The organism is Salibacterium sp. K-3 (assembly GCF_054052005.1).
The window spans coordinates 2,325,131-2,346,969 of the sequence record NZ_JBSVZE010000001.1 but is presented as its reverse complement, the minus strand read 5'-3'; the positions used below and the strand labels follow the sequence as shown (position 1 = coordinate 2,346,969).

Genomic DNA, 21,839 nt, shown 5'->3' with positions numbered 1-21,839 from the left:
AAAGGAAGAAATTATCGAGGAAAGGCTGATCAATAGTATGAAACTGCGGTTTATCCATACGGCCGATCTCCATCTTGGTTCTGCCGTACCGGCTGGAGCTGGAGCGGCTCCATTATTAAAGGAACAGTTGGAAAACAGTATAACCAGGGCTGTGGAAGATATGGTGGAGGACGCTGCGGCGCTTCAGGTGGATTTTCTTATTGTTGCCGGAGATGTTTTTGATCAGGAGAACCGCAGCCTGAAGCAGCAGATGTTTCTGAAACAGCAGTTTGAAAAACTGAACCGGCACCACATTCCCGTTTATCTGATCTACGGCAACCATGATCCGGTAGATCGGCGATATGCTCCGTCCGGGTGGCCGGACAATGTGCAAGTTTTTGATACCGAACCGGAGATGAAAGTTTTTCAAAAAAACGGCGAGCCTGCTGCCCATCTTTATGGCTGCAGTTATAAAGAGAAAACCCAGCGGAACGTTGCCGTCGAATTTGAAAAGCGGACTGGAGCGCCTTTTCATATCGGCCTTCTGCACGGGGCTGAAAAACAAAGGGACACTCATGCCTATGCTCCTTTTTTGAAAGAGGAACTCGAAGATAAGCAGTTCGATTACTGGGCACTCGGCCACATCCATGCAGGACACTTTCTATCGGAACGAATCGCTTATCCCGGCAATATTCAGGGTCGGCACCGTCACGAAACAGGTGAAAAAGGATATTACCTGGTGGAGTTGGAAAACGAGGCTGCGGAGGTGACGTTCCGGCCGGCGGCTTCGGTGGTATTTCAAAGGCAGGAAGTATCTATTGAAGACTGTTCCGGTTTTGATGACCTTACGGACAAGGTGATCCGGGAGACCACGGTTCATCATAACACGAGGATCTCCGGGTGGTGGTTGGAATTAATCTTGACCGGGCGCGGGGTTCTGAGTGATTACCTGGAAGAGGAAAAAGAGGAATGGCGGGAGGCGTTAAACCGGATCGGGGAGACGGAACATCCATTTTTTTATGTATACAGAATAGAGGATGCGACAATCCCTGAAGCGAAGCATGAAGATCTGGAGAACGAGGAGCATTTTCTCGGCGATATTGCACGGGCTTCGGCACAGCTGAAGATGGAGCCGGAGAACGTGGAAAAAGAGTGGCAAACCTTACAGCAGTCAACAGGTCCGGGAATGTACTTGTCATCCCGGGCAAAAGAGGACAGCCGGACCGTTATCGACGACGCTGAACGGCTGCTTTGGCAGTTGTGGGGAAAGGAGACAGCCGATGAAGATTGAATCTCTACATATATATGGTTTCGGCAGATTTCAGGATGAACAGATAGATGTCGATTCTTCCTTTCATGTATTCCAGGGCAGGAACGAAACAGGCAAATCCACTATCCGCGCTTTTATCCAGGCTGTTTTGTTCGGTTTTCCAAGCAAAAAAGAACAGGCCCTCCGCTATGAACCAAAAGAAGGAAGCCGGTACGGGGGAAGGCTGACTATTCAACTGGATAATGGAACGACTGCGGTGGTGGAACGTACAGGCGGAAAAAAATCAGCCGGGGATGTGAAGGTATTTACCGATGACGGAAAGCAGCACGGAGAAGAATGGCTGCAGGCTCTTCTCGGCGGGCTCGACCGCAGTATGTTTCAGGGAATTTTCTGTTTTGGCCTGGAAGGACTTGGTGAAATAAAGCAGCTGAAAGGAAATGATTTAAACCAATATATTTACGAAGCGGGCATGACAGGGACCAGACATATCGCCGGTATCGAAAAAAAGCTGCAGCATCAACTCGACCAGCTTTATAAACCGAAAGGGCAGAAGCCGGCCATCAATATGCTTGTTCAGGAGCTCCATGAGAAAAAAAAGGAGCTGCAGGAATGGGAATCCCGATTTGATACGTATGACCGGCTGATCCGCAAAAAGGAAGAACTCACGAATAAACAGTCAGATCTTAAAAACAGGCAGATCTCGCTGCAGGCTGAAAAGGAAGAACAGCAGCGCAGACAGTCGCTGCTTTCGATTTACCGGGACATACAGGACGTTCATGATCATTTACATACGCTTGCCTCTGCGGACCAAGTATCTCTGGAATGGGAAGAACAGTGGACGGCTCATAATGAAAGAAGAAAAGAAGCACAGGCGCAGGAAGAAGAACAGGCTCTCGCAGAAAAGCAGGCAGCCGACAGAAACCGGGGGACTGCCGTCAACTGGCGGATATTGTCTTTTCGGGATACCGTGTATGACCTGAAAGAAAAACTTTCGGTGTACCAGAAATTCAAAGAAGACCGCTCCCGGCTGCAGCAGGAGGCAGCACAAAAAAAGAAGAGTATGGAAGAGAAAGGAAGGCGGCTCGGTGACGTGGACGAAAAGGAGGCAGCAAAAGCCCGTCCTTCCATAAGCGCCGAAGAAGAGCTGCGGGACCTGTCGGAAAGAGGACGGACTCTTCAGGAAAGAATCCATCTTTTAAACGAACAGGTTCAGCAGTATGAAGACCGCCTCGCTTTTCTGAAAAAAGAAACGGAGACGCTGAAGCAGAACCGACGCTCTACAGAGGAAAAACAGCGGAGTGCAGAGGCTGCAGCTAGACAGGAAAAGGAACAAAGTGAAAAGCACCGTCAGCCTGTCTGGAAACAGCCGGTGCTTCTCTTGCAGCTGGCAGCTGTGGTTTTCTTTACCCTCGGCACGTGGGAGATGATGACCGGCCACTGGCTGATGGGACTGATTATGTTTGGTGCCGGGCTGTCTTCGGCTTCCCTCTGGATTCTTCAGCATCAACTCCGAACCATGACCCGCCGGGATCCACTGGACAGCACAGAGCGTGAACAGCACAAAGCGGAATTGGAAGCCGATCAGCGTCTGGAAATATCCATCCGGGAAAAAGAATGGGAATATGATCGCGAATATAATATGTACCAGTCCTCCATGGAGAAAAAAAATGAAGCGGAAGCAGCGTGGCAGGAGCTTCAGAAGAAACTGGAGGAATGGGCCCGGACGTATGACGTGCCACTCCCTCCCTCGATTCTTTATGCTTTTTCCTTTTTTACAACCATTCAGGAATGGCAGGAAGAAAAAAGGGATCTGGAGAACATGGAACAGGAGATTTTAACAACAGAACAGAAGATGAAAGAAGTGGACGAAGAGACCGCAGCCGTTGCCGGTGCTTTCGGCCTGGCCGGAGATCAGACGGACACGGTGATCCGTACAGCTGCTGCAATGGTGGAAAAAGAAGAAGCCGGGCATTATGAAATAAAACAGGAAATCCAGGACTGGGAAACCGTGCGGAGCAGGAAACAATATTACCGGAAGAAAAAAGAAAATGCGGAACAGGCAGTACAGGAGCTGTATCGTTTAAGTGGCGTAAAGACGGCGGAAGCATTTCATCAGGCTCTTGCGGCCAAAAAAGAGTACAACGAATGGAAAGCAAAAGAAGAATGGCTGATAAGCAGAATGCACCGTTCTCTGGCGGAAGGAGAAACGACGGCAGGATGGTTTGAAACGTTTGAACAGACACATACAGACCCCGGACAGGATATTCAAAATATAGAGCAGGAAGAACAGGAAGTAAAAGCCGAAGAGGAAGAATACGTGAATAAGCTGGCCGCTTTAAACCAGGAGATCCGGACGATTGAAGAGGGAGGAACCTATGAACAGATCCTGCAGCAGTTTGAAGAGAAAAAACTGGAACTGAACCGGCTGGTTCGTACCTGGAAAACATACAAAACGGCGCAGACGATCCTGGACAGGGCTAAATCCGTGTATGAAAAAGAAAGACAGCCGGAAGTGATCCGCCATGCTTCCTCCTGTTTTTCGTATGTAACAGCGTCTCGTTATGAACGATTATTTGCTCCGATTGGCGAAGAAACCTTTATTGTAGAAGATAACCGCGGTTTTCGTTTCACCCCGGAGGAATTGAGCCGGGGAACAGCGGAACAGCTGTATTTATCCCTGCGTCTGGCTCTGGCGGAAAGTTATCATCACAATGAGGTGCTGCCGTTTATTATGGACGATCCGTTTGTTAATTTTGACAGGGAACGCAAAAGTATGGTTTATTCCCTTTTAACGAGCATTTCTCCCCACAGGCAGATTTTATACTTCACGTGTGAGGATACTCCTTCCCTCCCTTCCGGTGAAAAACCGTTCACCCGGACTGTGCTTTAAATAAGGGAAGCATCGATATTTTGTCAGGAAAGGAAACGGATGAATGAATAATTATCTTGTATATTTAGTGGAAGATGAAGCGAATTTGTCCGAAGTGCTGAAAGCCTATATGGAAAAAGAAGGATGGGAGGTAACCGTGTTTGACAACGGCGCCGATGCGCTGGAAGCGGTGAAGGAGCCGCCGCATTTATGGGTGCTCGATATTATGCTTCCAGGCACGGACGGTTATCAGATATTGAAAGGCATCCGTGAAGAAGAAGGGGATGTTCCGGTCATTTTCATTTCGGCCAGAGATCAGGATCTGGACCGTGTCCTTGGTCTGGAAATGGGAAGTGATGATTACCTGGCGAAGCCGTTTCTTCCTCAGGAACTCCTCATACGGGCGAAAAAACTGCTCTCGCGGGTGTATGGTTCCAACGCTCAGGAAAGCAGAAGGATCGAACTGAATGATTATCTGATTGATCCCGAGGCCCGCACGATTACGGATCAAAAACATCCGGAAGAGCCGGTGGACCTGACGACAAAAGAAATGGATCTTGTGCTCCTGCTGACTGAAGATGTAGGCAGCGCTCTTTCCAGGGAAACGATTATTGAAAACGTGTGGGGAGAGAACTATGTTGGTTCTGAGCGTGCAGTGGATGATGTTGTACGCCGTGTCCGAAAAAAGATGCCCCGTATTCACCTTGAAACGCTCTACGGTTACGGCTACCGTATTTTATCGTCATGATGAAGGTAAATCTTACGCAGCGTATCTGGTTTTCCTTTATCGCCCTGGTTGTTCTGGTAGGGTTAACGATTATTATCGTATATCCGATTTCCATTAAAGGAACACTGACGGACGAAACGTACCGCATGATTGAACAGGAACAGGCGCGGATGGCGAATCCGTTCAGTGAACATTTTTCCCTGCCGCAGTCGGAGATGGATTTTATTGAAAGGCGCGAAGCCGAACGTTCGATAGGCCATGTTTTTCTCCTGGACGGACAGCAGCGCGGGGAACCGGTCCCACCGGACGATGTGCTCAAGGAAATGGTTCAGAATGCAGGAAATCAGGATCAGGAGAGGGAAAGATACGAACTGACGTACAACGATGCGACGTTGTTTTACGTTATAACAAGAATACAGTCAGACGGAGAAGAGGCTTATCAGATTTCTTTTATGTGGGACACGTACCGTGATTTAATGGTAAACCGGTTATGGGAACGCCTGATTTATCTTATGATTATTGCCAGCCTGTTGAGCCTGCTTCCGGCCATATGGCTGAAACGGTATCTGCGCCAGCCTTTCCGGGTGCTTGGGGACCATTTCGAACAGATTGCCAAACGGAACTGGAAAGAACCGTTCCGCTGGGAAGGGGATGAGGATTTCCAGAAACTTTCCGACCAGTTTGAGAAGATGCGCCAGAACCTCATCCGCTATGACCGGTCGCAGAAAACGTTTATCCAGCATGCGTCCCACGAATTGAAGACGCCGATCATGGTGGTGAAAACGTATGCGCAGTCGGTGAAAGACGGCATACTGCCGAAAGACAATCTGGAAGAGACGATGAACGTTATTTTGGACGAAACAGACCGGATGGATAAACGTGTCAAAGATATGCTTTATTTCACGAAACTCGACACACTCCAGAAAGAAACGATAAATCTTGAGGAAATGACCTTCGGAACTCTTGCGTTTCAAATCGAGGAAAGGTTCCGAATGCAGCGGGAAGATCTCACCTTCGTTATTCGAGGGACAGATGTGAAACTGACTGCGGATCCGGAGCATATTCAGGTCCTTATGGAAAATCTGGTGGAGAATGCCATGAGGTATGCCCGGGATACCGTCTGGATGTCGGCGGAAAACAGCACAGACGATGATGTTATGCTTCGTGTGCAAAACAACGGAGAACCGATTCAGGAGGAAGACATGACGGCGTTGTTTGCGCCGTTCCGGAAAGGAAATAAAGGCCAGTTCGGACTCGGACTGGCGATTGTAAGCCGCATTGCAGAGCTTCATCACGGGGAGGCCGGTGTTGTAAATCTTGAAGACGGTGTAGAGTTTCAGATATCGCTGCCTAAATCATGACATAACGTCCAAGATCGAGCATACACATGAAACACAACCGGACAAGAACAGGAGGTCTTTATGGATAACCGGCCGAAAAAAGTACTGCTCACCTTAATCGGATTGTTCATTCTGCTTGTGGTCTGGCAGCGTTTCGCTGAGGCTGCAGCACCGGCAGCGCCTTCCTGGGTTCTGTTAAGCGGACTCGGAATTATTTTCAGCGGCTATATGTGGTGGAAAACAAGCCGCGGTGAAAAAGAAGAAGAGGACCACTGGATTGAACAGGAAGGAAAAGTATTTATCAGAAGAATGGAAGAGGAGAAAGCCAAAAAACGGATCTCTTCCTGATGACCTATCGTAGAGAGAAAGGGGCTGATTCCAAAGTTGCCTTTCGATCCATAATACCCGGACGATTCTTTAAGGGACCGTCCGGGTTTTTTGTGTGCCATCGATGCATCCATCCTGGAGGCCGAGGCGGAGGTGATCCTTTGGCGGCCCGATTTGGCATGTAAATGGCGGGGTTTGGCTGGTAAACGCCGATGTTTGGCAGGTAAGAACCACTGTCTGATGTTCATCTGCTGTTCCAGCCCGAGCACAACCCGGGAGAAACATTTTAATATTGCATGGAAAAAAGAAAACAAAAAACAGGTAAATAGCCTAAACAAGAAGGCGGCTTATGACATACCATATCCCAGCAGGCAAGTTAGGAGGTGGTGTAATGTCAAAAGGCTACTATGGCGGCTTTGCGTTGATTGTAGTCCTTTTCATTCTGCTGATTATCGTAGGTGCTGCCTGGTACTAAACGACAGGGAAAGGAGGAAATAACATGGGATATGATTATGGTTCCCAGTTTGCGCTGATCGTCGTGCTGTTTATCCTGCTTATCATCGTCGGCGCAGCCTGGATCTATTAAGACAGAAAAAGCTTTCCCGACTGGTTCGGGAAAGCTTCTTATACATAATGGTTTTTTACATTACGTAAACCATAGTTCTACAAACGTAGACGTAAGCAGAATCGTGAGCAGGATATTAATGGTCCTGAAAATTTTCGGCTGTCTTTCTGCCGGTATCTCCTTCTGGACACAGAGGGCATTAGTCATTGAATTTATTACGAATAAATAGGTCAGCGAAAATATTCCGAATAATGCGATCAGCATCTTTTTACCCCCAATACCATGTATCTATTATACCTTAACAAAAGATTATACAAAAAGATAGTTTTTTTCTAGTACAATGTAAGAGAAAATATGAGAAAAAACGAGGGTACCAGGAAAGCAGGTGAAAAAGATGCAGAAACAAGTGAGCAACAAATGGAAATGGGCCTTTTTTATTTTGGCGGGAGGCCTCTTTCTCAGTTTTGTGCTGTTGTTTTTCTGGATCAGCTCTCCGGTTGGAGACGATGATCCAGCAGAAAACAGGAGTGAAGATTTCCAGGAATATTTTACGATGCAGGCTACCAGAAACCAGTTGAATCAGCTTCTGCAGGAGGAAATAGATTCAGAACAGGCTGAGGTCCGTGTTGCAGGAGAAACCGTACGTGTGAGTGCAGGCATTGATTTTCTTGGGCGGAGCATCGAAGCGGTGATGGAATTTGAAGCGGAAGCCGTGGAAAATGGGGACATGCTTCTTACGCTCCGTGATGTATCAGTCGGCAGCTTATCTCTGCCGGGCCCGCAGGCTATGAGCCTGCTTGCATCGCAGGCGGAACTGCCTGAAGCTGCAGAGATACACGCCAAACAGCAGCAGATACGTATCCGGATGAACGAAGTGACAGTCGGGAATGGGTATTCGCTGCGATTGGAACAATTTCAGCCGGAAGAGGACCAAATCATAATAAAAGTGGGAAAATAAGAAAAGCAGCCGTTATACCGGCTGCTTTAATAGTATATCCATTCCATTTCGGTTTTGCTCAATATAACAGTGGCGCGGGGCGCCGAGGAGCTGTTTGACGTAAATATAATCATAAACCGCAAGACCGGAATTAAAAGACAACAACAGCACAAAATAGTGCATAAAAGAAGGAAACAGGAATGCTCCTGCTGCTGCCCCGATATTAATCAGGCATCCCGGAAACAGCATCGCACCGATGTAGAAGTTACGGCTGACCGGTTTTGTGAAGGTTAAAAAATGCGTTGGCTTTCTTTTGTGTCTGGGAAAAACCCGGCTCCAATCGACGTGAACCCCCGCAAACCGCAGCGGTACGTAATGAAGAAGGGAATGGACCGGAAACAATAAAACCAGTAACACAAACGTATGAATAAGACTTAACTCGGCGTACGTGTGCTCTTTGTGATAAAGGCTGAAGCCGAGATAGCTCAGAATGAACATAACAATCATCATACTGAAAGAAAAAATCATTAACCTCGTCGGATGATAGTCTTTCTTTACATTAATGGATTTCCAGCAGTTCACGGGAGAACCCCCCTTTCGTTTCTTACGTGAATAATGTACGGCGTGAACGCTTAAAAATCAATAGGCGCGGCAAAATCCATGAAAAGAAAAAGAATTTCGACAATTTCGTTGTCGGAGAATGGTGCTTCAGAAGCTGGAGGAAAGCGTAAAAGAACGGGGACCTGAAGAAGGCTCCCCGTTCCCGGTTCATTTTTATGCTGCTGTGATTATGACAATGGAGGTCCGGATGCTGTTTTTTCCTCCGGAACCAGCGTGCCGTTTTCTTCGGTGAACTCTTCATCAAAGGTGTTAATGGATTCTTCGAAAATCCTCATGAAATCTTCGCCGTATAAATAGCGGATAATCGTTAACAGCTCCGTGAAGTCGGGGAACTTTCCGTACAGCTCTTTCATTGGCAGTGCCCCGTTGTATACATGATAGGTATCTGGTTCGTAGGCTTCAATGGTTTGAAGGAACAGACGGTCTCCCTCTGCTGTGAGTTCAATGTAGGTGTTCCGCTTGTCATCCGCGTTTTTGGAAAACGATAAAAGCCCTCTTTCTTCCAGTTTTTTGGAAAAATTAAAAGCAGTGGAGACGTGCATGACACCGAATTTCGCGATATCTGAAATGGAAGCTCCCTCTAAATGGTAGGCAATCCAAAGAATCTGATGTTCATTAATATTAAGGTTATAAGGCTTTATCCATTGCTGCCAGTCTTTTTCCACAGACTTCCAAAGAGCTTTCGTTAACTGGGCAAATTTGTGGCAGAACAGAATGGATTGTTTCGTAGAGGACGGAGAATGTTCCAATCGTCTGCCTCCTTCCAGGTATTATTGTAATAAAAAAAATAAATGTTTTTTGTATAACGAAAAATCGACAAATATTGAGAAATTATTCAGACTCTTTACGAATTCGTTCATTCAGTTCGGTGATGGAATCGGAAATTTCCTTGACCTGCTGTTGAATACTTTCCATTTCCGGTTCCACTTCTTCTTTATAACGGCTGTAGGTTTTTTTCATTTCCTCGGTTAGTCCGTCCACTGCTTCAAACCCTTCTGTAGCAGCATAACGCCAATCATAAACGGCAGCTTTACCTTTGCGGGATAGCAGACGGTTCACCTGCTGCCAATTGTATTGTTTCATATATTGTCTTGTCTCATCTCCGGATGCCGGAGCGGATAAGAGGGTCAGCACTCCTCCTGCAGCCAGCCCCGTCAAAAGTCCGGAAACTAATGATTTCGAATCCATGGTACCACCTATCCTTTCTCTCCTTCTGTCTCTCTTTCTATAAATATTATTCTTTGATAACAGTATAGAGAAAAATAAAGGGAATGAAAAGAACAATCTGCACTTGTTACTCATAAAAAATGGTGACCTAAAGGAATGAAAGCTGTTTTATCTCAAAAGAAAAAACCACCGGCCTGAAAGCCGGCGGTTCCTGTAGAACGGCATGAAGTTATCCGTGGTTTTTATGAAAGTCGAGCATGAAGGTGCGGAGGGCTTCACATGATTCCGGCGATACGGCATTGTAAAGGGAAGCTCTGCAGCCTCCGACGGAACGGTGGCCGTTCAGGCCGACAAACCCTGCTTCCTGCGCCTGTGCGAGAAATTTTTTGTTTAATTCCTCATCTGGCAGATTAAAGGTAACGTTCATGTCCGAACGGCTGTCCGCTTCGGCATGCCCTTTGTAAAATCCGCCGCTCTGATCGATCGTGTCGTAAAGCAGCGCGGCTTTTTCGCGGTTTCGATTCTGCATCCCTTCCGCTCCACCGCGGCTGCGGATCCAGTGGAGGACACGGTTCAGCATATAAATCGCGAACGTCGGCGGCGTATGATACAGGGAATTTTTGTCCGCATGTGTATCATAACGGAGCAGGGTCGGCACGGACTTAGGTGTTTTTTCGAGCATGTCTTTTTTTACAATAACAATCGTTACACCGGAAGGACCAAGGTTTTTCTGGGCACCGGCATAAATAAGGGAAAACTGATCCACCGGGACCGGACGGCTTAATATGTCGCTGGACATGTCGGCGATCAAAGGGGGTTCCCAGTCCGGAAAGGACTGCCACTGTGTGCCGAAAATCGTATTATTGGAAGTAATGTGAACATAAGCGTCGTCTTTATCCACATCCATGTTCCGGCTGTCGGGAATATACGTATGATTTTGTTCGGCGGAAGTAGCGCCGACCTTTGTACGGCCGAGACCTTCTGCTTCTTTTAATGCCTTTTCCGACCAGGACCCGGTAAGAATATAATTAGCCGTTTTCCCTTCCGGCAGAAAGTTCATTGGAATCATCGGAAACTGCAGGCTGGCTCCTCCCTGCAGAAAAAGGACGTCGTAGGAATCCGGTACCTGCAGCAGTTCCTTGATTCCGGCTGCCGCTTCATTGTGTACCTCTTCATAATCTTTGCTGCGGTGGCTCAGTTCCATGACTGACATGCCGGTACCGTTAAAATCAAGCATTTCCTCCTGTGCTTTTCGAAGTACTTCCTCAGGGAGGGCGGCAGGTCCGGCATTAAAATTATGGGCTCTTGTCAAGTTTCTCCACTCCTTACATGTATGTCGCTGTTGTCCGCCTGAAACGTAAACAGGCCGGCGGACGTAATGAAACACAGGTTATTTTATAGATGCCGATTGATGTTTTTGGCAATGGCCTGTAAATCTTCTGATGTGTAGCTGGAACTGTTATCTTCAAACACAGGCTGAAACCCGTCATCGGCCCCGTATCTGGGAATGAAATGCAGATGGTAATGAAACACCGACTGGGAAGCAGCTTTCCCGTTGTTGTTGACTAGATTCATTCCTTCCGGCTGAAATCCCTGTTTAATCGCATTTGCGATTTTAGGTGCCGTTCTGAATAAATGGGAGGCTGTTTCTTCTTCCAGTTCGTAAATGTTTTCCTGGTGGTCTTTCGGGATCAACAGGGTATGTCCCTTGGTGGCCTGGCCGAGATCGACAAAAGCGAGGCAGAAGTCATCTTCATATACGACCGCAGCTGGTATGTCTCCGGAAGTAATTTTACAGAAAATACAATTGCTGTCATGTGTCACGTTGAGCGCTCCTTTCTTCAGTAATCGGTATACGTTTATTCTATCAGTCCGATTACCCATCGGCAAAAACATCTCCCGATTGTTACAAAACCTATGACACAATGCTATAATCTCGGTAGTACAGATACAGAAGGAGGAGGCATATATGTTTGTCCCCCTGCTTTTAACGGATTTTCTCGACCGTGCGGTTTCGCTGTACGGAAGCAGAACGGCAGTCATAGATGAATCAAAAGAAGTAACCTACAAAGAGTTAAACGACAGAGTCAATCAGCTTTCCCGCGCTTTAAGCGGTCTTTCATTCAGAAAGGGGGACAAAGCAGCCTATCTGACAAGGAACTGTCTGGAGCTGGTGGAAGGGTATTACGGCGTGTTTCAGGCGGGAGGCATTATGACGCCGCTGGATACAAGACTTGAACCGGAAGAATATGTGTTTATCCTGAATCACAGCGGAAGCAGGGTGCTGTTTGTCGAAGAAGCGTTATACTCCCGGATTTCTGCTGTGGCCGGACAGCTTGAAACGGTGGAGCACATCATTGTCATTGGAACGTTTTCGCATACTGATGAATACCTGAGCTATCATTCCTGGAAAAATCAATATTCTGCAGAGGCGTTTGACAGAGTGGAGCTGGAAGAAGAGGATGTGGCCACCCTGCAGTATACACGTGGAACGACCGGTCAGCCGAAAGGAGTCCTTACGACGCACCGGAGCAATTATCTGCACGCGATGTCGGCCATGCACCACCTTCATGTCCGTGACCGGGACCGTCTCCTGCATGTGCTGCCTATGCATCACGCAAACGGCTGGGGAGCGCCGTTCATCTATACCGCTAACGGAGCGGTACAGATTATGCAGCAGGATATGAATGCGGAGGTGATGGCCGAAAAGATTGATGCCCATGCTGTTACAGTCGTGCATATGACACGTCCGGTTCTGGAAACACTGTTGGAGTATTACAGGAAAGAAGGCATCATCCCGCAGAATCGGGAGGTGCGCCTTGTTATTTCCGGAGAAATTCCTCCTCGTCAGATCATTACCCGGGTCGAACAGGAGCTGGGCTGGGAATTTATCCAGGTGTACGGCATGACCGAAACTTCCCCGCTCGTAACCGTGTCGGAGGTGCGTCCGCAGCATCAGCATTTCAATGACGAACAAAAAGTAGATATCAAGGCAAAAATCGGGTTTCCGATGATCGGTACCAATGTAAAAGTCGCGGATGAGGAAGGAAAAGAAGTTCCCGCCGACGGCAGAACAGCCGGCGAGATTATGATCCGCTCCAATCATGCGATGGAAGGGTATCTGAAGAATCCGGAAGAAACATCGAATACGATTAAAAACGGCTGGCTCCATACGGGCGATCAGGCTGTGGTGGATTCTAACGGATACATTCAAATCACAGAACGCAGACACAAAGGAACCTATTCATCCAATGCAGCAGACACGACACAGGGAGGGAGGCTTAATCATGACGGAACTGCTTGACGTGAACCATGTCAGCGGCGGATATAATATACATAAACCTGTCCTGCATGGGCTTGATTTTCATGTGCAGCCCGGAGAAATCGTAGGACTTATCGGACTGAACGGAGCAGGAAAAAGTACAACGATCAAACATATTCTCGGGTTGATGGAGCCTGTGGAAGGCGATATTCGTATCGACGGCGTGCGCTGTAAGGAAGCACCGGAAACGTACCGTCAGACGTTCACCTATATTCCGGAAACGCCCGTATTATATGAGGAACTCACGCTTTGGGAACACTTACGTTTGACAGCGGCCGCCTACGGCCTCGGCCGGGATGTCTTTGAGGAGCGGGCCGCTTCGTTGTTGAAGGAATACCGGATGGAAAAAATGAATCACTGGTTTCCGAGCCATTTTTCAAAAGGCATGCGTCAGAAAGTCATGATTATGTGCGCCTTTCTTGTACAGCCCCGGCTGTATGTTGTCGATGAACCGTTTGTCGGCCTCGATCCTGTTGCCATCAAATCTCTGCTGGACATGATGGAGGAGAAAAAAGCGGAAGGAGCAGGGATTATCATGTCGACCCATATCCTGGCGACGGCGGAGCGTTACTGCGACCGGTTTATTCTTCTTCATGAGGGACGCATTCAGTATCAGGGCACACTTGCTGAACTGAAGGAACAGACCGGAATGCCGGAAGCGGATCTGGATGATCTCTACATTGAAGTAACCAGAGGAGAAGTCTGATGAATATTCAATCGTTGTGGGAAGACCGCGTCAAAGCATTCTGGAATCAGGCCATCCGATATCTGCGCCTGATCGGAAACAGCGGCTTTATGTTCAGTCTGTACGCGCTTTTTCTGGCCGGCGGCTACTTTTATCCTTCGTTTATCGAATGGCTCCCGGAAGCCGTGCCGGTACCGCTTCTATTTGCCGCTGTTTTCACATACCTGTTAACAAGATGCCCGCTCCGCACGTTCTTAAAAGAAGGGGATCTCGTTTTTCTCCTCCCTTTGGAGCGCCGGTTAAAGTCTTATTTCCGGAAATCAGTGATGTATTCATTTCTGTTTCAGTCGGCGGGTATGGTGATCCTTTTTCTCTTGCTCGGCCCTTTATTCCGTGATCGTATTGCCGGGGATCATACTTATATGTATATCGTTCTGCTGCTGCTCCTTTTAATGAATGCATGGAATTACGCCGCATTCTGGGCGGAGGCCCGGTTTCAGGAGGAAACCGTCCGCCTGAAGCATACAGCCGGCCGGGCGTTACTGAATATCGCTGGCGCCTATCTGCTGTTTCAGGGAACTTCCCTCTGGTTTCCGGCCTCCATCCTTGTCCTGATGGTTTTTTTGTATACCTTTTATTATTATCCGCTTCTTGGGCGTTATCTCCTGAAATGGGAAGTCCTGCTTCAGCTTGAGGAACAGCGTCTGTCTGCCTTTTACCGGTTTGTACGTTCCTTCACCGATGTCGGGTATGTCAAGACCGTGGTAAAACGAAGGCGCTGGCTGAATGCTCCGGTCGACCGATGGATATGGAGCCGGGGGTCCGTTTTTACGATTCTCTTCAGTAAATCATTTATCCGCTCCGGGGAATACCTTGGCATGTACGTGCGCTTGACGCTGGCTGCGGGACTGGTGATGTACGCTTTTCCAAACGACTGGTTCCGGATGGCTGCGGCTTTGCTTTTTCTTTATATGACAAGCGTTCAGCTCCGGACGCTCTGGCATCATTTCGATGTCTTGATATGGCCGGATCTTTATCCGGTGTCCCTGGAAACGAAACAGAAGGATTTCAAAACCCTTGTGAAAATGCTGCTGATTATTCAGACGGTGCTGCTCACCATGGTGTACCTGCTCACCGCCGGATCACTGCCGCCCGGCATGATTCTGCTTGGAACAGGGCTCCTATTCTGTTGGGGGTACCCGTTATCGCAAAAAGACAAAGCCATGATTCAGACCGGTCAGGAGGCGGGATCATGAACGATTATGAAAAAATGGCACTCGAAGAAGCGGAAATCTGGCTGAGACGTTTGAAAAAGCCCCCCGGCCTCACGCAGTCGACAGCCGGAAAAGTGCAGAATCGGCTGAACCGTGTTATTCCCGGCTCCTTTCACCGCGCCATGGGCCGTGCTGTGAAACAGATGACTGAAGGCGTACTGACGGGGTCGGATTACCTGCCGAACCGAAACACGACTGCCGCTGAAAGCCTTCAGGAAGCGGACCGCCGCCTGGAAGAACTAATACCGGTATATCAAAAGGGAGCGGCTGCAGAAGGTGCCGGAACCGGTGCCGGAGGATTTCTTCTCGGCGCAGCTGATTTTCCGCTGCTTCTTGGTTTCAAGATGAGGTTTCTTTTCTCGGCAGCCATGATCTACGGCATGGATGTGAATGATTTCCGGAACCGGCTTTATCTGCTGCATATCTTTCAGGCCGCTTTCTCAAGTGCGGAGAAACGCAGAGAAACCGCTGGCCGCCTGGAGACGTGGGAGGATTATGCCAAAGAAAAACCGAGGAAAATGGAGGTGGCCGAGGAGTGGGACTGGACGTCGTTTCAACAGGAATACAGAGACCATATTGATCTGGTGAAGCTGCTCCAGCTGATGCCCGGGTTCGGGGCCGTCGTCGGAGCGGCAGCCAACCACCACCTGCTGGCACAGCTCGGTGAAGCCGCAAAGCAGGGATACCGCTGGAAATGGCTGTTGGAACACAGAGAGTAAAAAAGAGCAGGAAACCAAAGGCCCTCCGGCTTTTTGTTCCTGCTCTTTTACGTTATGAATCTTCATAGTCGAGTACGGCTTTGCCAAGGATTTTAGCGGCAAGCAGCATGGCCCGTTCATCAATATCGAACTTCGGATGATGGTGGGGGTACGGTGTTTCCCAGTCCGGGTGCTGAGCTCCGGTGAAAAAATAGGATCCTTTCACGTGGTGGAGGTAGTAGGCGAAGTCTTCCCCCGTCATCTGCGGTTTCATGTATTCGGTCTCCGTCACCCCGGGGACATCTGCGGCGCAGGAAGCAAGGTATTCTGCTTCCCGGGCATGATTGACGACAGCAGGATAGCCCCTGAAATAGCGGAAATCAGCTTCTGCTCCGGCACTGTCACAGGCTGCTTTTGTTATGCGGTTCAATTCCTGTTCAATGGTATCCCTTACCTCATTGTTAAAGGTCCGCACTGTTCCTACAAGGCGGGCCCGGTCTGCGATCACATTAAATGCATTCGGCGCTTCAAACGAGCCGACAGAGACAACGGCGGACTCCTGCGGATCGATACGCCGGCTGACAAGCTGCTGCATATTGGTCACAAGCTGGGAGCCGATGACAATCGCGTCTTTCGTAAGATGCGGGGTTGCGCCGTGGCCGCCCTGTCCGAGAATGTCAATTTCAAACCGGTCGGCCGCCGCCATCATGGCGCCATCTTTGTACTGCATGACGCCGTACGGCACAGTAGCCCAGAGATGCGTTCCGAATATGACATCGACGTCTTTCAGGCATCCGTCTTCAATCATGGCCGCGGCACCGCCGGGAGCGATTTCTTCGGCATGCTGATGAATGAAAAGAATCGTGCCGGAAAGTTCGTCCTTGATTTTATTCATAGCTCTGGCGAGGACGAGCATCTGCGCCGTATGGCCGTCGTGCCCGCAGGCGTGCATCACTCCGTCCCGTTTCGAACGGAAGGGAAGGTCTGTCTCTTCCTGAATCGGGAGAGCATCAAAATCCGCGCGCAACGCGATAACAGGGCCGGATCTGCCGCCTTCCAGTTTCGCTGTCACCCCGCGTCCACCGACGCCTGTATGTACTTCGTGTCCGAGTTTGCGGTGATAGTCCGCAATATAGGCCGGTGTCTCCTCTTCTTCAAAGGACAGTTCCGGATATTGATGAAGATAACGCCGAATTTCAACCATTTCCTCATATCCCTGCTCGAGCAGTTCAAATAATTTCTGTTCCATACATAGACCTCCTCCGTATTAAATGCTGAACGGATTGAATTGGGAAAAATAGGACGATAACATCTGGAAATAACCGGTGAAAAGCAGAATACCAAGGACGATCATGATAAGGCCGCTTCCCCTTTGAATACGGGGCAGCCATTTATTCAGCCGCTTCAGCTTATGCAGAGACTTCGAATACAACAGGCCAACGAGCAAAAAGGGTACGCCGAGCCCCATCGAATATACGAAAAGCATAAACATGCCTGTATACATGGTTTCGGCCGAACCTGCGAGTGTAAGGATGCCGCCGAGAACAAAACCGATACATGGGGTCCAGCCGGCGGCAAAAACCAGCCCGAAGAAAACGGATCCGGCGAAGCTGGTTGACTTTTTCGGCGGCCTGTGTATTTTTTTGTCGGTCATTAATGCTTTAATGGAGATCAGCCCGGTCATCTGCAGGCCGAACAGAATAATAATGATGCCTCCCACCTGCTGAATGACGTTCTGATTATTATCAATTAAAGAACCGAGTGCGGTGGAAGAAGCACCGAGCACCATAAATATCAACGTAAATCCAAGGATAAACCCCATGCTTCGGGATACGACGATCCGCCGTCCCACCTGAATTTCTCCGTCCGCTACAGTAGAGCCTGTAAGCTGGGCAAGATAGGCCGGCACAAGCGGAAAGATGCAGGGGGATAAAAAAGAAACGACGCCCGCACCGAAAGCGAGCCATATACTGATCTCATTCACCGGAACCCCTCCTGGTTTCTTTCATTCTGATAAGATTATACAAAAAAAGTTTGACAAATGCATGAACAAGAAGCCGTCTATGATATGGTACGAGCAACGCTGTTCACGCATGTCTGTTTTTTAGCTGTTGTCTTATCATATCATGACCGCAGAGCGGGAAGAAAACGAGACCTGCCGGTTGTTGGACAAAAGATGATAAAAGTTGGTAAAATCACGCAGAATAACAAAAGCTGTGAAAAAAGATGCCGAATGACGGTTGATATTTTATAATAGCGGAAGAAGGCATTCAGCCGAATCATTGTACATCATGAAGGAGCCGCTGTTCGATATGAGAAATAAATGGTTGAAATGGGGACTTTTTTTTGCCGGATTTATTCTGGTCAGTGCCGGCATTTATCTGTCTTCTGTTGTGATAGGCGCCGCCGCGATTGATGAAAAAGAGCTGGTGATGGATGAAACATCCGTTCTGTATGATGAGGATGGTACAAAACTGGCGGAGCTGCACCAGGAAGACCGGAATGTTGTAGAGATTGAGTCCCTTCCCGAACACGTGAAACAGGCATTTGTTGCGATTGAAGATACGCGCTTCTATGAGCACGAGGGGATTGACCCCCGCGGCATTCTACGCGCACTGTACCGTGATATTCTAGCTGGAGCTGTTGTGGAAGGCGGAAGCACCATCACCCAGCAGCTTGCCAAAAATTCTTTTTTAACGAATGATCAGACGCTCCTTCGCAAGACGAAGGAAGTATTGATTGCGATGGGGCTGGAACGTAAATTCAGCAAAGAGCAGATTCTCGAATATTACCTGAATCAAATTTACTTCGGGCACGGGGCTTACGGTATTCAGTCGGCGGCCCGTCTTTATTTCAATAAGGACGCGGACGAGCTGGCAGTGGATGAGGCAGCAATGCTCGCCGGTATACCGAAAGCACCGTCGAATTATTCTCCGGTGGATAATAGAGAGCAGGCGGAAGAACGTCGTAATACCGTCCTTTCCCTTATGGAACAGCAGGGCTACATCGGTGCACAAAAAGCGGTGTCCTATCAGGGAAAAACGTTGCCTGATGAGCTGCACGAAACGGAAAATAATCCAGCGTACTACACGTATATTGACATGGTTCTCGATGAAGCCGACCAGAAATATAACCTTTCAGCCGAGGAGATATACCGCGGGGGCTATGACATTGTCGTGCCGATGAATCAAGATATGCAGCAGGCCTCTTATGAGTTGTTTCAGGAAGCGTCTTATTTTCCTGAAGGATCCGAAAATGTACAGGGAGCCTTTTTTATGATGGATCACCACAGCGGCGGCGTAACAGCTGTGCAGGGCGGACGGGATTATGTCCGGCAGGGCCTGAACCGGGTCACAGCCAAGCGCCAGCCCGGCTCTGTCATGAAACCGCTCGCCGTCTATGCTCCTGCTCTGGAGTCCGGGAACTATCAGCCTTATTCCCTGCTGCAGGATGAAGAAACAAGCTATGACGGCTATACACCGAAAAACTACAACGGAGAGTATGAAGGAGAAATCACCATGACAGAGGCCGTGACGGAATCAACCAACGCCGCGGCCGTTTGGCTGTATGATCAACTGGATCGAAGTACGACGTCAGATTGGATGGAAGCTGCAGGCCTCGATGTAAAGGACAATGGCCTGGCTGTAGCACTCGGCGGTTTGTCGGAGGGACTTTCCCCGTATCAGATTGCAACTTCCTACACTGCTTTTGCAAATAACGGGAAGAAAACAGACCCTTATTTCATTTCAAGCATTACCGACCGGGATGGAAAAGTCATTGCCGAGGCAGAAACGGAATCCGAAAGAGTCATGAGCGAACAGAACGCCTGGTATATGACAAGAATGCTGCAGAATGTTGTCCAGGAAGGTACCGGCACAGATGGTTCCACCACCTATTCCCTGGCCGGAAAGACCGGTACTACCTCTTTTGTAGAGGTCGAAGGTGCAACGAGGGATGCCTGGTTTGCAGGATTCACCCCGCAGTGGACCGGAGCATTGTGGATGGGATATGACCAGACAACCGAAGAACAGTATTTGCAGGCAGGAAGCTCGTTTCCAACACGCCTGTTTAAAAGCATATTGGATGAAGTGCCGGCAGAATCCGATATCCGAACCGCGTTTGAGCAGCCGGACGGGGTGCAGGACCTTGAATCCCCGGTGGAGATGGAAAATGTGGATGATCTGTCCGCTTCCCTCAGCCTCCGCGGAGGAGGACTGTTCAACGTCCATCTGGAATGGACCCCGGCTTCGGATGAGCGCGTGACGTACAAGATATATGAAGTGACAGATGGAGAAAGCGAAGAGGTGGAAGAAGTGGAGGGAACAGGAACATATACCATAGAAGGGGTCAACATCTTCAATATGAAAGAGTATATGGTTGTTCCCTATAATCCCCAAACCGAAAAAGAAGGTGAAGCTTCCAATGTAGCGGAAGTGTCCATGGGTTCTATTTTCGGCGGAGGATAATCCACGGTGCCGGAAGCTGGGACAAAATGAAACGAACCTGCCCAATATACGATTGGTGCAAAGATAGAGTCCGCAGGACGCTGTCGGGGGAGACTACGCCGTAAATATCGGGCTGTAGTGGTTTCAGGCGGATGGATCGGGCCCACTAAGTGCCCCCGAAAGAGTCATAGTGTCCTTAAGAACATCCTTTGTGGATACTAAACGGCACCGCGTGGCTATCCAGTGTCCACATCCCGCTTCCCTGCACGTTTATGTCTTTCAGCACCCCGGCAGCTTCTGCAGCACAAAAACCCGGACGATGCAGGCTTCTTTAAGCAGCTTGGCAGACCTTCGTTCGGGTTTTTAATACTCCGCATTTTTTGGTCCCGGTTTTCTCATTTATTGATATTCGGGGCGCCTTGCGCTTTTTTATTATCTATCTATTTTATGAACATTGGGGGGAAGTGCTGTACATGACATTTATCATGGATTATGGTAAAAAGGGTATGGACGAAAAGCACGGAACCAAAGGGCTGTGCCGGCGCGCCCGGTGCACCGAACAGGAGGAAATGATCGCTATGGCGGAACATACAAAAAATACGACGTTTCTTCAGGCTGCAAAAAAAGAGGCGGTGGACCACGTTCCGGTCTGGTATATGCGCCAGGCCGGCAGGTCCCAGCCGGAATACCGCAGGCTGAAAGAAAAATATTCTTTATTTGAGATTACACGCGATCCGGAAATGTGCGCGTACGTGACGAAACTCCCGGTGGATCAGTACAACACCGATGCAGCCATTTTGTATAAAGATATTATGACACCTCTCCCATCACTGGGAGTCGATGTCGATATCAAGCCCGGTGTCGGCCCGGTTATCCATAATCCGATTAAAGATCATAAAGATGTCGACAGTCTCGGAATGATTGAACCGGAAGAGGAAGTTCCATTTGTGCTCGATACGATCCGTCTGCTGCGGGAACAGCTGCATGTTCCGCTGATTACGTTCAGCGGGGCACCGTTTACGCTGGCAAGCTACATGATTGAAGGCGGGCCTTCCAAAAATTATTATCATACGAAAGCGTTCATGCACGCCCGTCCCGAGGCCTGGCAGGCACTTATGGATAAGCTTGGTGACATGACGATCCGCTATGTAAAAGCTCAGATCAGGGCAGGAGCGGAAGCCGTACAGATTTTTGATTCATGGGTCGGAGCGTTAAACGCCGCGGATTACCGCCGATATGTCAAACCGGTGATGTCAAGGATATTTAACGAACTGAATAACGAGGACGTTCCAGTTATCATGTTTGGTGTCGGCGCCGCCCATCTGATTCAGGAGTGGAACGACCTTCCGCTGCAGGTCATCGGCCTGGACTGGCGCATGTCAACTTCTGAAGCGCGCAGACTCGGCGTCCAGAAAGCCCTGCAGGGAAATCTTGATCCGGCTCTTCTGCTTGCGCCGTGGGACGTCATTGAAGAACAGGTCAAGCCGATTCTTGATCAAGGTATGCAGGAAAACGGATTTATTTTTAATCTCGGACATGGCGTCTTTCCGGATGTTGACCCGGATACGCTGAAGCGGTTAACGGCTTTTGTCCATGAATATACGCAGAGATAA

The 21,839-nt window shown here is 48.9% G+C and carries 23 protein-coding genes; 15 read left to right on the top strand and 8 right to left on the bottom strand.

Annotated elements, in window-relative coordinates; translation table 11 throughout:
- Positions 1-37: 37 nt before the first annotated feature.
- The 7 genes from ACW9JV_RS11820 to ACW9JV_RS11790 all read left to right on the top strand — a co-directional run bounded on the left by ACW9JV_RS11820 (position 38) and on the right by ACW9JV_RS11790 (position 7,098).
- Positions 38-1,270, top strand: coding sequence for a metallophosphoesterase family protein (locus tag ACW9JV_RS11820; RefSeq protein ID WP_457334456.1), 1,233 nt, complete (start codon positions 38-40; stop codon positions 1,268-1,270).
- Entirely contained in the window at positions 1,260-4,139 is a 2,880-nt protein-coding gene (locus ACW9JV_RS11815) for an AAA family ATPase (protein ID WP_457334454.1), read from the top strand. The genes ACW9JV_RS11820 and ACW9JV_RS11815 overlap by 11 nt, the downstream gene beginning before the upstream one ends.
- A 43-nt stretch (positions 4,140-4,182) precedes the next feature.
- Complete coding sequence (locus ACW9JV_RS11810) at positions 4,183-4,866, top strand: response regulator transcription factor (protein ID WP_457334451.1); 684 nt, start codon at positions 4,183-4,185, stop codon at positions 4,864-4,866.
- Positions 4,863-6,206 (top strand): sensor histidine kinase, encoded by a 1,344-nt coding sequence (locus tag ACW9JV_RS11805; protein ID WP_457334449.1) that lies wholly within the window; start codon positions 4,863-4,865, stop codon positions 6,204-6,206. The genes ACW9JV_RS11810 and ACW9JV_RS11805 overlap by 4 nt, the downstream gene beginning before the upstream one ends.
- 60 nt (positions 6,207-6,266) lie before the next feature.
- Positions 6,267-6,533, top strand: a complete 267-nt coding sequence (locus ACW9JV_RS11800; protein WP_457334447.1) for a sporulation YhaL family protein — start codon at positions 6,267-6,269, stop codon at positions 6,531-6,533.
- Positions 6,534-6,903: 370 nt separating this feature from the next.
- Positions 6,904-6,987: a YjcZ family sporulation protein gene (locus tag ACW9JV_RS11795; protein WP_457334749.1), complete on the top strand. Its 84-nt coding sequence runs from the start codon at positions 6,904-6,906 to the stop codon at positions 6,985-6,987.
- A 24-nt stretch (positions 6,988-7,011) separates the two neighbouring features.
- On the top strand, positions 7,012-7,098 hold the full coding sequence (locus tag ACW9JV_RS11790; protein ID WP_457334747.1) for a YjcZ family sporulation protein: 87 nt from the start codon (positions 7,012-7,014) through the stop codon (positions 7,096-7,098).
- 60 nt (positions 7,099-7,158) lie between these two features.
- On the opposite strand, the gene ACW9JV_RS11785 is transcribed toward ACW9JV_RS11790, so the two are convergent.
- Positions 7,159-7,341: a hypothetical protein gene (locus tag ACW9JV_RS11785; RefSeq protein ID WP_457334445.1), complete on the bottom strand. Its 183-nt coding sequence runs from the start codon at positions 7,339-7,341 to the stop codon at positions 7,159-7,161.
- A 130-nt stretch (positions 7,342-7,471) separates the two neighbouring features.
- Here ACW9JV_RS11785 and ACW9JV_RS11780 point away from each other — a divergent pair, with 130 nt between their 5' ends.
- Entirely contained in the window at positions 7,472-8,035 is a 564-nt protein-coding gene (locus ACW9JV_RS11780) for a YpmS family protein (RefSeq protein ID WP_457334443.1), read from the top strand.
- Positions 8,036-8,047: 12 nt separating this feature from the next.
- Here ACW9JV_RS11780 and ACW9JV_RS11775 read toward each other — a convergent pair whose 3' ends face one another.
- The 5 genes from ACW9JV_RS11775 to ACW9JV_RS11755 all read right to left on the bottom strand — a co-directional run bounded on the left by ACW9JV_RS11775 (position 8,048) and on the right by ACW9JV_RS11755 (position 11,626).
- Positions 8,048-8,596 carry a DUF3267 domain-containing protein gene (locus tag ACW9JV_RS11775; RefSeq protein WP_457334441.1) on the bottom strand — a complete coding sequence of 183 codons (549 nt, stop codon included), beginning with the start codon at positions 8,594-8,596 and terminating at the stop codon, positions 8,048-8,050.
- A 206-nt stretch (positions 8,597-8,802) separates the two neighbouring features.
- Positions 8,803-9,384, bottom strand: a complete 582-nt coding sequence (locus ACW9JV_RS11770) for an HTH-type transcriptional regulator Hpr (protein WP_457334439.1) — start codon at positions 9,382-9,384, stop codon at positions 8,803-8,805.
- Between the two features lie 82 nt (positions 9,385-9,466).
- Positions 9,467-9,823, bottom strand: coding sequence for a YtxH domain-containing protein (locus tag ACW9JV_RS11765; RefSeq protein WP_457334437.1), 357 nt, complete (start codon positions 9,821-9,823; stop codon positions 9,467-9,469).
- 208 nt (positions 9,824-10,031) lie between these two features.
- Entirely contained in the window at positions 10,032-11,114 is a 1,083-nt protein-coding gene (gene serC / locus ACW9JV_RS11760; RefSeq protein WP_457334435.1) for a 3-phosphoserine/phosphohydroxythreonine transaminase, read from the bottom strand.
- 83 nt (positions 11,115-11,197) lie between these two features.
- A complete protein-coding gene (locus tag ACW9JV_RS11755) occupies positions 11,198-11,626 on the bottom strand; it encodes an HIT family protein (protein WP_457334433.1) in 429 nt (142 codons plus the stop codon).
- 145 nt (positions 11,627-11,771) lie between these two features.
- On the opposite strand from ACW9JV_RS11755, the gene ACW9JV_RS11750 reads away from it, so the two are divergent.
- Genes ACW9JV_RS11750 through ACW9JV_RS11735 form a run of 4 tightly spaced genes read left to right on the top strand, consistent with a single transcriptional unit; the run spans position 11,772 to position 15,802 of the window.
- Positions 11,772-13,106: an AMP-binding protein gene (locus ACW9JV_RS11750; protein ID WP_457334431.1), complete on the top strand. Its 1,335-nt coding sequence runs from the start codon at positions 11,772-11,774 to the stop codon at positions 13,104-13,106.
- Positions 13,090-13,830, top strand: coding sequence for an ABC transporter ATP-binding protein (locus ACW9JV_RS11745; RefSeq protein WP_457334429.1), 741 nt, complete (start codon positions 13,090-13,092; stop codon positions 13,828-13,830). The genes ACW9JV_RS11750 and ACW9JV_RS11745 overlap by 17 nt, the downstream gene beginning before the upstream one ends.
- Complete coding sequence (locus ACW9JV_RS11740) at positions 13,830-15,065, top strand: ABC transporter permease (RefSeq protein WP_457334427.1); 1,236 nt, start codon at positions 13,830-13,832, stop codon at positions 15,063-15,065. Before ACW9JV_RS11745 ends, ACW9JV_RS11740 begins: the two co-directional genes overlap by 1 nt.
- Complete coding sequence (locus ACW9JV_RS11735; RefSeq protein ID WP_457334425.1) at positions 15,062-15,802, top strand: EcsC family protein; 741 nt, start codon at positions 15,062-15,064, stop codon at positions 15,800-15,802. The genes ACW9JV_RS11740 and ACW9JV_RS11735 overlap by 4 nt, the downstream gene beginning before the upstream one ends.
- Positions 15,803-15,854: 52 nt before the next feature.
- On the opposite strand, the gene ACW9JV_RS11730 is transcribed toward ACW9JV_RS11735, so the two are convergent.
- Together ACW9JV_RS11730 and ACW9JV_RS11725 are read right to left on the bottom strand one after the other, a co-directional pair.
- Complete coding sequence (locus tag ACW9JV_RS11730; RefSeq protein ID WP_457334423.1) at positions 15,855-17,030, bottom strand: amidohydrolase; 1,176 nt, start codon at positions 17,028-17,030, stop codon at positions 15,855-15,857.
- A gap of 18 nt (positions 17,031-17,048) precedes the next feature.
- Positions 17,049-17,765 (bottom strand): cytochrome c biogenesis CcdA family protein, encoded by a 717-nt coding sequence (locus tag ACW9JV_RS11725; protein ID WP_457334421.1) that lies wholly within the window; start codon positions 17,763-17,765, stop codon positions 17,049-17,051.
- 57 nt (positions 17,766-17,822) lie between these two features.
- On the opposite strand from ACW9JV_RS11725, the gene ACW9JV_RS11720 reads away from it, so the two are divergent.
- The 3 genes from ACW9JV_RS11720 to hemE all read left to right on the top strand — a co-directional run bounded on the left by ACW9JV_RS11720 (position 17,823) and on the right by hemE (position 21,839).
- Positions 17,823-18,035 (top strand): hypothetical protein, encoded by a 213-nt coding sequence (locus ACW9JV_RS11720; RefSeq protein WP_457334419.1) that lies wholly within the window; start codon positions 17,823-17,825, stop codon positions 18,033-18,035.
- 58 nt (positions 18,036-18,093) lie between these two features.
- Complete coding sequence (locus ACW9JV_RS11715; protein ID WP_457334417.1) at positions 18,094-20,247, top strand: transglycosylase domain-containing protein; 2,154 nt, start codon at positions 18,094-18,096, stop codon at positions 20,245-20,247.
- 557 nt (positions 20,248-20,804) lie between these two features.
- Positions 20,805-21,839: a uroporphyrinogen decarboxylase gene (gene hemE / locus ACW9JV_RS11710; RefSeq protein WP_457334745.1), complete on the top strand. Its 1,035-nt coding sequence runs from the start codon at positions 20,805-20,807 to the stop codon at positions 21,837-21,839.